Origin of the sequence: Polynucleobacter finlandensis, from assembly GCF_018881755.1 — a bacterium.
In the GTDB taxonomy this organism is placed as follows: domain Bacteria; phylum Pseudomonadota; class Gammaproteobacteria; order Burkholderiales; family Burkholderiaceae; genus Polynucleobacter; species Polynucleobacter finlandensis.
Genome location: NZ_JACVPS010000018.1, coordinates 1 through 12642 on the forward strand (window position 1 = coordinate 1; position 12642 = coordinate 12642).

Below are 12642 nucleotides of genomic sequence, written 5' to 3' on the forward strand. Positions count from 1 at the left end.
CCCTTGCTTATCGTTCTCGCTCTCGCTATGCATTTGAGAAAAATAATCATGGGCAGCTGCGAAAGTTTTACCAATTCGAGACCAACGTACTAATTCGCCGCTTCGCTCGGGTTTCTGAATCTTGCGCAAAAGAAGGCCAGCCTCAACATAGCGCTGAAAATGAACATTATCTGAATTTAGATATGGACGGCTATTAAAGGATGACAGTAGGAGCCCCTGAAGGCTTCGATAAGCATCATATTTGGACTTTTCAGGCAGGCCATCATTCCCTACCGCAGAGTTCCATAGAACCGCCCAGACAGGGTGATTTTCTAAAGTTCCATGAAATGAGGGGCCTTGAGCGTTCTTATTTTTACTTTTGTCCGCACTCACCTTACCCATTATTGGCACCTGACGCAGCGCTGAATCCAAGGGGATCTGGGAGACAGCATTTAGCCATTTTTGAATTAAATCTAAGCTAGTGCCTAAGCCCACATCCTTCTTATTTGCCCATTGATGGGCTGCTGTCAAAATCTCAGGAAGGTTCGAAACAATCTGCCAGAGCCCCACCATTGAGCTGGGAATATCTAAAATTTGCGATACGTCTTCATGCAATTTTTCAAAATCGGGAGTAGCTTTGGCTGCTTTAATGAGCTCTAGACGATGATCCTCTTTAAGCCTATTAGAACTAGGAGCGCTGAGACCGGGCACTTTTTTGTGCGAAGTCACCTACAGGAACTTGCAAACGGTGTAGCTATAGGAAATTTTAGGCGTGAAACCGATACTTCAATATTGACTTGATTGCTTGTAAAACGAAGTGGTTTGCCTGGAACTTAAGTGTCAATTTAAATGTGAAGTGGTGTTCACTTTATCACATTAAAATTTTAAAAAATTTCGATTATCTTTTTAGGATTATTTTACGTTTTTGTCGGATCTTGAAATGTATAAAATGATAAAGCCCTTTGTTTATAAGGCTTTGACGTGAACGATAAAAATATCGCTGACTATGTCAAGGTGGTGCTCAACCAGCTGAGCTACGAGCCTATTAAGACCAAGAGTTTATCACCGGCGGCGTACTTGAGTAACGCCTTTGAGCTCCTCAAGGCTGTTTTGCACTAGGCGCAGCGCTTCTGAGTCCTTGATTTCTACAGTCAACAGGATCTGGGCGACACCTTTTTTGGCGGATTTGCGTAAATCAATCACGTGGACGCCCTGCCTTGTTAGCACCTCAAATAACTCCCGCATCAATTCCGGACGATCCAAAGCGCTGACCGCCAAATCCGCCGGAAAGACCCGCTTAGACTCGTCTTTGGGATTGAGCACCCCGCCGGCTTCATTCCATGCTGTCTGAATGACTCTTTCTGGAGCTCTTTCTAAAAGACCTCTGAAGGTCTTGCAAGAGCGTCGATGAATCGATACACCACGACCTTGCGTCACAAAGCCTGCGATGGCATCAGGAGGTACTGGGCGGCAGCAACGCGCCAACTGTGTAAGTAAAGAGTCAACCCCAACCACGAGCACATCACTACCCTGACCTTGCTTGCGAGTGCTTTGGCGAAGAATAATTTCCGGCGTGGCCGCAGTCTTGGGTTCAGGCTTCTGCTCTACCTTCGCCTCAACAGTCTTGGTATGAGCCGCAGTCTCTTCATCGTCTAAGGCGTTGAACCAGGCACGCACGCGAGTACGCGCTCTTTGTGAGCGTAGATAGTTGCGATCAGGACTAATCCAATCTCGTGAAGGTCCACCATACTTCACGGTGATGATTTCGACTGTTTGACCATTCTGCAGCGGTGTATCTAAAGTGACCATGGCGCCATCAACTCGTGCACCACGACAACGATGCCCTAAGTCGGTGTGGACTGCATAAGCAAAATCAATGGGCGATGAACCCTTCTCAAGGGAGACTACTTTCCCTAAAGGGGTCAGCACATAAATATGATCGTCAATCTCATGATGTTTGAGTTGATCCCAAGCATCTTCCTTCCATGAGATGAGCTGTCTTGCCCAGGCAATCTGTCTTTCATAGGCGACTGCAGCGCTGTGTGTGCCAGTTTGATGGCTTGGGTTGGCTGGAGCATTCTTAGGTGGCGTAGCAGCGCCTGTATATGCACCCTCTTTGTAACGCCAGTGCGCAGCCAAACCGTACTCCGCCTGTTGATGCATTTCTTGAGTGCGCACCTGAATCTCAAAGGCTGTGCCATGCTCATCCATGACCACGGTATGCAAAGATTGATAGCCATTGGGTTTAGGTCTGGCAATGTAGTCATCAAACTCACGAGGCACAGGTTGCCATATGTTGTGCGCCAAACCCAAAATGGCATAACAAGATTTGATATCGTCAACCAATACCCGAAATGCTCTAACGTCGTAGAGATTGGCGAAGTCTAAAGACTTGCCCTGCATTTTTTTCCAAATACTATAGATGTGTTTGGGTCTACCCAATACTTCACCCTCGACACCAGCAGCTTGTAGCTCTTGCTTTAAGCGCAGGACAATTTGATCGATAAAAGACTCGCGTTCAATGCGTTTGGCATCTAACATTTTGGCGATGTCGCGATATGTTTGTGGGGACAAAGTACGGAAGGCTAAATCTTCCATCTCCCACTTCATCTGCCAAATACCCAGGCGGTTTGCTAATGAAGCATCAATATCGAGAATCTCTTGTGCCCAAGCTGCAGGCATTTGGATCTTTTCTTGGGTGACCCATCGTAGCGTTTGCAAACGAGATGCAAGATAAATCAAGACCACTCGCAAATCGTCACCAAAGGCCAAGAGCATTTTGCGCAACATCTCTTCTTGGCCAGAAACACTCAAACCACCATCATCACGCACCAGTTTTGCTTGTGCCTGCCGTAGACCTCGATATCCAATCAGCAATCTTGCCGACTCATCTCCAATCAATTTGGTGAGCGCTTCTTTGCCGTGGGTGCGTGCAATATTGGCAGCTGCGGTTAAAGTCGCTTCATCGAGATGGAGCATTTGCAAAATCTGCGAAACGCCAGAAGCATGACTTTCTGCTGGCTCACCATACCAGCCATCAATGATTTTAAATTTCTCGGGTGAATGTGCCATGACGCGATGCAGAGTTTTTACAGACTGTGGGGGTTGCTGTGTGAGTACACAAACATGAAGAATTGCTTAGCTAAAGAATTCTTTTGCTAAAGCAATTTGCTCGGTCTTCACAAACGCTGGCGCATGACCTACATTTGGAATCTCAATACTTCTTGCGTACGGATTCACTTTACACATCTCCGCAACTGTTTTAGCAGACAGTAGATCTGAATTGCCACCGCGCACGATTAGCATCGGAATATGGATTTGCTTAAACGCATGCCACATCGCCATCTCACCCGCCTTAGCCATAATTGGATTCACAGAAGCAAACGGCACTGAAATATCTGGGTCGTAATGCATCTCCCATAGGCCATTCTTCTGGATCAGCATGGGTCCGTTATAAATCTCCCACTCTTGTGGTGTGTGCTCACCAAAGCTAGCGCAAATGGCATTCAAACGCTCAAGTGCATCTGCGCGGTTTGCAAAAGAAAAGGTTTGGCCAACATAAGAACCTAATCGCTTAATCGCTTCAGGTTCAATGCGCGGACCCACATCATTGATCAACATACGGCGAATAGGTGAGCTTGGCATCGAAGCGTAGACCATACCAATCAAACCACCCATCGAGGTGCCCAACCAATCCACATGCGCTACGCCCAAATGCTTTACCAAGCTAGCCATATCAGCAACATACTGAGGAACGGCATACATCATGGGGTTCTGCAGACGATCCGAGTCGCCTCGACCAACTACATCTGGACAGACAACGTAATAATCCTTGGACATCGCTTGTGCCAAGGTATTGAAATCACTGCCGCGTCTAGTAAGGCCATGTACGCAAAGTAATACTTTTGGATTACTTGGATCGCCCCAAGCGTGATAAGCCATACGATGATTGCTATCGCCGTTAGTGCACTGAACAAAAAAGGTATCGCCTGCGTGTAGCGCTGCTGGTGCTGAATTTTGAGTTTGAGGAATGTCATCATGATAATGGTCATGCTCATGCTGACCTACTTCTTCAGGCTGCAAGGTCACGTGATCAATGCCATGTTGATCAAGCAGCATCACATTAATGCGCGACATGATTTCTGGCCAGTCTTGCATGTGCTCAATTTCAATATGGCCAATCAAGGCTGGGAAACTTGGTGTCATTTCCCAAACGTGTAGATCGTGAACTGCCAGTACGCCAGGTACCTTTTTCAAATCGCTACCCACCTGCAAATAATCGATATGCAGAGGCACACCTTCCATCAGAAAGTGATATGACTCATGCAGGATGCTGATGGTGGATTTCAGAATCAATAAGGAAACTAAGATAGAAAGAATGGCATCGATTGGCATCCATCCAGTCAGTTGAATTACGAGACCCGCAAGCAATGCAGCGACCGAACCAAGCAAGTCGCCCATCACATGCACTAAAGCTGCTCTGGTATTCACGCTCTTCTTGTCGCGCGATAAAACCCAAGCAACCACAACATTCATCAATAAGCCAATGGCAGCAACAATCGTTACCGTGAGTCCATCGACTTGATGTGGGGTATAGAAGCGACTAATTGCTTCAAACACAATCCATGCCACCAAGACCAACATCACAATGCCGTTAACAAACGCAGCGAGAGCTTCTGCACGGCCAAAGCCAAAAGAATGTTTAGGTGATGGCGGACGTTTGGAAATGATTTGCGCTAAAAGAGCCAAGCCTAAAGCCGCGGCATCGGTCACCATATGGCCAGCATCGGAGATCAATGCCAAAGAACCTGCAAAGTAAGCAGCAGCACCCTCCACCCCAGAAAAACTGAGTGTGAGAATCAGCGCTATCAGCAGTAGGTTCTGATTAGAAACTTCCTTGCTGTGGGAATGCTTAGCATCACCCTTCTTATGGGCATGCAAAGAAGGGTCGCTCCCAGCGTTCGACTGAGACTGATTAGGCTTTGGAGAGGTGAAATGATGGGAACCAGACATGGTGATCCCATTATTTCATTAAATGATGACTAGAGTTAGAAACCCGCTGTATCAACAGGGGCACCCGTTTTAGCAATCACCTCTTCTTTGGTAACGCCTGGAGCCAACTCCACCAACTTGAGACCCTTAGGAGTAATGTCCAAAACACAAAGGTCAGTAATGATGCGGCTAATCACGCGCAGGCCAGTTAAAGGCAAAGTGCATTTTGGAAGAATTTTGATCTCTTCTGTGCCATCTTTTTTCTTGGCAACGTGTTCCATCAGAACCACGACATGCTTGACGCCTGCAACTAGATCCATTGCGCCGCCCATGCCTTTAACCATTTTTCCTGGGATCATCCAGTTAGCGATATCCCCATGCTCGCTCACTTGCATCGCACCCAAGAAGGCAATATTAATTTTGCCACCACGAATCATTCCAAAAGCATCGGCTGATGAAAAAATAGATGATCCTGGCAAGGTCGTAATGGTTTGTTTGCCGGCATTAATTAAATCAGCATCGATTTGATCTTCTGTTGGAAATGGGCCAATACCCAACAAGCCATTTTCAGACTGGAGCCACACCTCAATGCCTGCTGGCACATGATTGGCTACTAATGTAGGAATACCAATTCCCAAATTAACGTAATAACCATCTTTTAATTCTTTAGCAGCACGTGCTGCCATCTCATCTCTATTCCAAGGCATTTTGATCTTCCTAAATTTCTTTTGACTATTTAATTGGCGGCTGACAGAGTGCGCTGTTCAATGCGCTTCTCAGGCTTATCATTAATGACTAGGCGATGTACATAGATGCCTGGTGTGTGGATCTCAGCGGGATCTAACTCGCCGTTCTCAACAATTTCTTCTACTTCAGCAACAGTGATCTTGCCAGCCATTGCCACCACTGGGTTGAAGTTGCGAGCAGTATGTCGATAAACCAGATTGCCTGAACGATCGGCTTTCCATGCCTTCACCAATGAGATGTCAGAAACAATCGAGCGCTCCATGATGTATTGCTCACCATCAAACTCTTTAATCTCTTTACCTTCGGCTACTAAAGTGCCGACACCAGTTTTGGTATAGAAAGCGGGAATGCCACAACCGCCAGCACGTAACTTTTCAGCCAAGGTCCCCTGCGGTGTAAATTCCAACTCCAGCTCACCTGCCAGATACTGACGCTCGAACTCTTTGTTTTCTCCAACATAGGACGAAACCATCTTCTTAACTTGACGGGAATTTAATAAGATCCCCAGGCCAAAACCATCAACCCCTGCATTGTTCGAGACGGCCGTCAAATTCTGCGCACCCAACTCTTTCACCGCCAAAATCAGGGCTTCAGGTATCCCACAAAGACCAAAACCGCCAACTGCGAGCTTCTGGCCATCCTTCAAAATATCCCGCAAGGCATCCACTGCCGATGGGTAGGTTTTATTCATCGCTTATGTCCTAATATTGCCAAAAATGGTAAAAAGTAATCATAACGCTTTAGCCTGTCCGGCTAGGCTCCAAATGGCACTAGCTTGGTTTTTCATACTGAGAACCCCTGCTTAGATCTAAACTACTAGTAATAAACGTCTTATTTTTGAGATTTTTCGGAGAAATAACATGAATTCCCAGGAACTGTTAGCGCAATATGGGCCCAGAGAGTCCATGGACTACGACCTGGTGATTGTGGGTGGCGGACCGGCTGGTCTGTCAGCGGCCATCAAGGCTAAGCAGATCGCCAGCGCCTCTGGCAAAGAGCTAAGTGTTTGCGTTCTAGAAAAAGGTTCCGAAATTGGCGCTCATATCCTCTCAGGCGCCGTCATGGATCCCAAGGCCCTCACTGAGCTATTTCCGAATTGGAAAGAATTAGGCGCCCCACTAGATACAGAAGTAACACAAGATCAATTTCTCTTTTTAACTGCAAAGAACTCATATCGAGTTCCTAACTGGATGTTGCCCCAATGCTTTAAAAATGAAGGCAATTACATTGTCAGCCTGGCGAACGTCACGCGCTGGCTAGGTCAACAAGCTGAAAACCTGGGTGTGGAAATTTTTCCCGGCTTTCCAGCTGCAGAGATTTTGTATAACGAACAAGGTGCAGTATCAGGAGTGATTACCGGCTCTATGGGCTTGGATAAAGACGGTCAGCCGACCGATCAATTTCAACTGGGCATGGAACTGCGCGGCAAATACACTTTGTTTGCTGAAGGTTCACGTGGTCACCTAGGCAAACAACTCATCTCCAAATTTGCTTTAGATAAAGATGCCGACCCGCAAAGCTACGGCCTTGGCATTAAAGAACTCTGGGAAGTCGAACCCTCTAAGAGTAAGCCTGGCCTTGTAGTTCACACTGCTGGTTGGCCCCTAGAGAGTGATACCTATGGCGGCTCTTTTCTATATCACCTTGGCGACAATAAAGTTGCGGTTGGCATTGTGGTGGGACTCTCTTATAAGAACCCATACCTCTCTCCTTTTGAAGAATTCCAACGCTACAAGTTGCATCCAAAAATTCGAGAAACCTTTGAAGGTGGCAAACGCATTGCTTACGGTGCACGTGCGTTAACCGCTGGTGGTTTAAATAGCCTTCCTAAAACCGTCTTTCCTGGTGGCGCATTGATTGGTTGCGATGCAGGCTTCTTAAATGCTTCGCGCATTAAAGGTAGCCATGCCGCCATTAAGACTGGCATGTTGGCAGCAGAAGCCGCGGTTGCCGCCATCAATGAGAATCGCTCTGCTGATGTGCTTTCAGCCTACCCCGCAGCATTCCAAAATAGCTGGCTACATACTGAACTCAATCAAGCCCGTAACTTCAAACCATGGATGTCCAAAGGGCTTTACGTCGGCACCTTGATGGTAGGTCTTGAGCAAAAACTATTGGGCGGCAATATGCCTTGGACAGTGCATCTCCAGCATGCTGATCATGAGTGTTTAGAGCCAGCATCACAACATCATCCGATCGACTATCCAAAACCGGATGGCAAGATTACTTTTGACCGACTCTCATCAGTATTTATTTCTAATACCAATCATGCTGAGAATCAGCCGGTTCACTTAACACTCAAAGATGCATCAGTACCAGTCGATCTCAATCTCAAATCCTATGCCGGGCCAGAGCAACGTTACTGCCCTGCTGGTGTGTATGAGTTTGTTGAAGAAAATGGTAAATCCCGCTTGCAGATCAATTCACAAAATTGCGTGCATTGCAAAACGTGTGACATCAAAGATCCAAGTCAAAATATTATTTGGATCACACCAGAAGGCGGCGGCGGACCAAATTACGCTGCGATGTAAATGTCGTAAAACTAGTGCGATGGGTAACGGCGCGGCCGGAGTTTTTGAATAGCCATACCGGCCAATCCACAAGCCAAAGCGGACATGACAAACACATCGCGCGGTTGGAATGCGTCCCAGATCCAACCTGCACATAATCCACCTAATGTTCCGCCCAATCCATAAGAGATCGTGGCCATGAGAGCCTGCCCCCTAGCCTGCAGCGGTCCAGTAAACCAGCGTTGCAATAATTTCGTCGCCGCACTGTGATGCGCTGCAAAAGTGCCAGCATGCAAGATTTGGGCAAAGATTAACACTGGCGTTAAAGGGTAAAGTGCAATCAAGGCAAAGCGCACCACGCCGACACCAAATGATGCTTGCAATACCACCTCGGCATCTAAGCGACTCAAAACTTTGCTCTGGAAATAAAAGAAGATGACTTCAGCAAATACGCCCAATGCCCAGAACAAGCCAATTTGGAATTTGTTATATCCCAAGTTAGATAAGTACAGGGAATAGAAAACATAGAGCGCAGCGTGGGCAAAGATCATGAAAAAACCAGACAGCAAGAACCAGCGCACGTCTGGGTTAAACAGTACGACTAAGAGCTCGCCCTTCACCATCTTGCGACGCTCCATCTTCGGTTCGTGCAACAGGAAAGTAATCAACGCCAACAGGCTGAGAACAATCATGCCAACAATGGGATAAAGCTCAATCCCCTTACGCTGAAAGAGTTCGCCGGCAACCAATACCATCGCAATAAAACCAATTGAACCCCAAAGACGTAAACGCCCATAGCGCTTATCAAAGGAGTTGTCTTTAAATAAAGCATGCACGGTTGCTGATTCGCCAAGAGGCATCAGGCTGCTCAAAATGGTATGCAAAACAAACATCCACACAAAGAAAGCCAAGTAGCTATTCAGAAAGAAGATGCAGACAAATACGAGGGCTGCTAGGCAGGCGCAGAAACGAATGATACCCACGCGATTAGATAGATAGTCAGACAACCAACCCCAAGAAAATGGCCCGACGATACGTGTGATTTGCAACATCGACATCAGCACTGCTATCTCAATAACATTAAAGCCACGGTCTAAGAAAAATAAACTGGCGTATGGTGAGACCAAGCCCACGTAAGCAAAATATAAAAAGAAAAAGGACCCGAAGGCCCACCGTACTGAAGGTGTCATTTTCTGATTACGCTATCTTGCTAAGTGAAGTGATTTAGTCCGACTTTGACCCAGGGCGGGCAGCCGGAATCGGTGAAACAGACAAAGTAACATCGCCGCACTGCGCACGATGACGCAAAGCGTGATCCATCAATACCAAAGCCAGCATGGCCTCAGCAATGGGGGTTGCTCTAATACCTACACAAGGATCATGACGACCTTTGGTTTGTACTGTAATCGGTTTGCCATCCAAATCGACTGATTGTTTTGGACTCAAGATGCTTGAGGTCGGCTTAATCGCAATGGAAACCTTTAGGTCTTGACCGCTACTAATACCACCCAAAGTTCCGCCAGAATTGTTACTAGCGAAACCATCGGGATGCAACTCGTCGCCATGCTCGCTACCGCGTTGAGACACCGACTTAAAGCCCGCACCAATCTCCACACCCTTGACGGCATTAATACCCATCATCGCGTGCGCGATGTCTGCATCTAATTTATCAAAGAGTGGCTCACCCAAACCAATGGGTACATTACGTGCACGGATTTCAATCTTGGCACCACAAGAGTCCCCTGCTTTACGCAAGTCATCCATATAAGACTCAAGCTGCGGAATGATTTCGGCATTCGCTGCAAAAAATGGATTCTGATCAATCTGCGCAACATCCTTGAATGGAATCTCAATCTCACCCAACTGACTCATGAAGCCATAAAACTCGGTGCCATATTGTTCATGCAACCATTTCTTCGCAATCGCTGCCGCAGCCACTACGGGCGCAGTCAAACGGGCCGATGAACGACCGCCGCCGCGTGGATCACGCAAGCCATATTTATAGTGATAAGCATAGTCCGCATGACCAGGCCGAAAGGTTTGCAAAATATTGCCGTAGTCTTGGCTACGTTGATCAGTATTGCGAATCAATAAGCAGATTGGTGCGCCAGTGGTTTTACCCTCATATACACCAGACAAAATCTCGACTTTGTCTTCTTCTTTGCGTTGGGTTACATGGCGCGAAGTGCCAGGTTTGCGACGATCTAAATCAATCTGCAAATCTGCTTCTACAAGCGACATACCGGGTGGGCAGCCGTCAACGACAGCTCCAATTGCGGGACCGTGGGATTCACCAAAAGTGGTGACAGTAAAGAGAAGGCCTAAAGTATTTCCTGACATATTGACATTATGTCATCTGTCAGGCGGATTGGCTAAGAGCTAGATTTAGCGCGGTGTAGCCTAATTAGCGGCTTTTTGCGTATCTTCAGGCCAATCCCGAATATAGGCTTTGAGCATCGTGTTCTCGAAGTCTTGGGCTTCTACAACTGACTTAGCAACGTCGTAGAAAGAAATCACGCCCATCAGCATCTTTTGATCGACCACCGGCAAGTAACGAGCATGGTCAACCAGCATCATGCGGCGCACTTCATCTATTTCGGTTTCCATATTGCAGGTCAAGGGCTTCTCGTTCATCACTGAGCGAACTTGCAAACCATCGAGCTTACCGTGACTTTTTGCCAAGGCTTGAATGACTTCACGGAAAGTCAGAATGCCGACCAGCTTATCGCCCTCCATCACAATCAAAGAGCCAATATCGTGATCACTCATCACCAAGACAGCACTTTGCAATGCAGTTTCTGGGGTAACAGTAAAAAGCGTGCTGCCTTTTACGCGCAATATGTCATGAACCTTCATATACTCTCCTGCGAATAGATATTTATGGATTCAATATATCCCCAAGACCCTTAAGAATCAAGGATTTCGTGGCGATATTAGTAGCGAATAACCCTAATAAAGCCACTTCGAATGCTTGGCAGATTTGCAACCAGAACAGCGCCTGCCAAAGTAATCCACCAAGTTAGGTAGATCCAAAGCAATGCCAGGGGGAAGGTAGCAAAGGCACCATACACAGTTTTATAGAAGGCGGTATTGGTTAAAAACAAACCAAAACCAAACTTCATGATCTCGAAGGTTGTAGCAGCAAAAAGCGCCCCACTCAAAGCATCTTTCCAGAGGATCTGGGAATACGGCAAAATTTTGTAGACCACCGTATAGACACCAATAGCTAGGAAAACTGGGACCACGGCAGCAATAAAACTCAAGCCAAAAGTTAAAGCTTCTGTCCACCCTTCGGCGGCACTAAATAACAAGCCACTTAAGTAAGTCCCAAAGCCCAATAAAATAGGCCCCAAGAGCATGGCCGCTGAATAAATCGCTATCTTTTTTAGAATGGGGCGTCTTTTGTGTACCTTGAAAATCTGATTGAAGGCGCCCTCGATGACTGCTATGGTCATAACCGTTGTCAGTAACAGCCCCAATAAACCTAAAAGCGTTAGCCCTTTAGCTTGTGCTGAAAATTGATCCAGGTAGATAAAAGCTTGCTCGTTAATGCCTCCGGGCATATAGGTATCCAAAAGCCAGTTCTGAAAGGCGTTTTTAATGCGGATCACGCTCGGCAAATAGCTAATCAGAATTGATGCTACCGTCAGCATGGGCACGAGAGATAAGGTGGTCGTAAAGGACAGGCTGGCGGCAATTTGCTTAATATTTTGACCGCGATTGCGCTCCCATATCTCTCTAGCCAGAGCGAGCCATAATTGGGGATTACGAAAAAGGCGCATCGCCGTATCATAAGAGATCAAATATGAGTCAGCACGATATTTTAGTTTTGTACTATTCCCGCTACGGTGCCACCCGGGATTTAGCACGCCTGATTGCCGAAGGCATTGAGAGTGTTCCAGGTGCAAATGCCCGTTTAAGAACCGTTCCAGCCATTTCTGCAGTGTGTGAGGCTACTGAAGCTGCAGTTCCCAGTGATGGCGCGCCCTATGTAGAGTATTCAGACCTACAAGAATGTATTGGCCTGGCCTTAGGGTCACCCACCCGCTTTGGCAATATGGCAGCTCCCATGAAATACTTTTGGGATGGCAGCTCCTCAGAATGGCTTGGTGGCGCACTGATCGGGAAGCCTGCTTGTGTATTCACCAGCACTGGCAGCTTGCATGGCGGGCAAGAAAGCACCCTCCTCACGATGATGATTCCACTGCTGCATCACGGCATGATGATCATGGGTCTGCCATACAGTGAAGCCGATCTAATGAGCACTGCTACAGGTGGTGGTCCTTATGGCGTGACCCATCTAGCGCATGCAGATGGTCGTGCGCCCATTAGCGCCGAAGAACAAAGACTCGCCAAAGCACAAGGCAAACGATTGGCCGAAGCTGCACTCAAATTAATCCAGAAATAAACCTGA

At 47.1% G+C, this 12642-nt stretch carries 11 protein-coding genes; 2 read left to right on the forward strand and 9 right to left on the reverse strand.

Annotation, left to right across the window (positions count from 1 at the left end):
• From ICN49_RS10785 to ICN49_RS10805, 5 genes are all read right to left on the reverse strand, one after another.
• A partial coding sequence (locus ICN49_RS10785) for a hypothetical protein (protein WP_216168081.1) occupies positions 1–708 on the reverse strand: 708 nt, incomplete at its 3' end.
• 333 nt (positions 709–1041) lie between these two features.
• On the reverse strand, positions 1042–3051 hold the full coding sequence (locus tag ICN49_RS10790; RefSeq protein ID WP_216168082.1) for a RelA/SpoT family protein: 2010 nt from the start codon (positions 3049–3051) through the stop codon (positions 1042–1044).
• Between the two features lie 66 nt (positions 3052–3117).
• On the reverse strand, positions 3118–4992 hold the full coding sequence (locus tag ICN49_RS11750; protein WP_216168083.1) for an alpha/beta fold hydrolase: 1875 nt from the start codon (positions 4990–4992) through the stop codon (positions 3118–3120).
• 35 nt (positions 4993–5027) lie between these two features.
• Positions 5028–5678 (reverse strand): CoA transferase subunit B, encoded by a 651-nt coding sequence (locus tag ICN49_RS10800; protein WP_216168084.1) that lies wholly within the window; start codon positions 5676–5678, stop codon positions 5028–5030.
• Positions 5679–5707: 29 nt separating this feature from the next.
• Positions 5708–6409, reverse strand: coding sequence for a CoA transferase subunit A (locus tag ICN49_RS10805; RefSeq protein ID WP_216168085.1), 702 nt, complete (start codon positions 6407–6409; stop codon positions 5708–5710).
• A 169-nt stretch (positions 6410–6578) separates the two neighbouring features.
• On the opposite strand from ICN49_RS10805, the gene ICN49_RS10810 reads away from it, so the two are divergent.
• Positions 6579–8249, forward strand: a complete 1671-nt coding sequence (locus ICN49_RS10810) for an electron transfer flavoprotein-ubiquinone oxidoreductase (RefSeq protein WP_216168086.1) — start codon at positions 6579–6581, stop codon at positions 8247–8249.
• Between the two features lie 11 nt (positions 8250–8260).
• On the opposite strand, the gene ICN49_RS10815 is transcribed toward ICN49_RS10810, so the two are convergent.
• The 4 genes from ICN49_RS10815 to ICN49_RS10830 all read right to left on the reverse strand — a co-directional run bounded on the left by ICN49_RS10815 (position 8261) and on the right by ICN49_RS10830 (position 12010).
• Complete coding sequence (locus ICN49_RS10815; RefSeq protein ID WP_216168087.1) at positions 8261–9418, reverse strand: MFS transporter; 1158 nt, start codon at positions 9416–9418, stop codon at positions 8261–8263.
• A 34-nt stretch (positions 9419–9452) separates the two neighbouring features.
• A complete protein-coding gene (aroC, locus tag ICN49_RS10820; protein ID WP_216168088.1) occupies positions 9453–10568 on the reverse strand; it encodes a chorismate synthase in 1116 nt (371 codons plus the stop codon).
• 60 nt (positions 10569–10628) lie between these two features.
• Entirely contained in the window at positions 10629–11084 is a 456-nt protein-coding gene (locus ICN49_RS10825) for a CBS domain-containing protein (protein WP_216168089.1), read from the reverse strand.
• A gap of 77 nt (positions 11085–11161) precedes the next feature.
• Entirely contained in the window at positions 11162–12010 is an 849-nt protein-coding gene (locus ICN49_RS10830; RefSeq protein ID WP_216168090.1) for a YhjD/YihY/BrkB family envelope integrity protein, read from the reverse strand.
• A gap of 23 nt (positions 12011–12033) precedes the next feature.
• Here ICN49_RS10830 and wrbA point away from each other — a divergent pair, with 23 nt between their 5' ends.
• The gene (wrbA, locus tag ICN49_RS10835; RefSeq protein WP_216168091.1) at positions 12034–12636 is read left to right on the forward strand and encodes an NAD(P)H:quinone oxidoreductase; all 603 of its coding nucleotides are present in this window, start codon (positions 12034–12036) and stop codon (positions 12634–12636) included.
• Positions 12637–12642 lie beyond the last annotated feature (6 nt).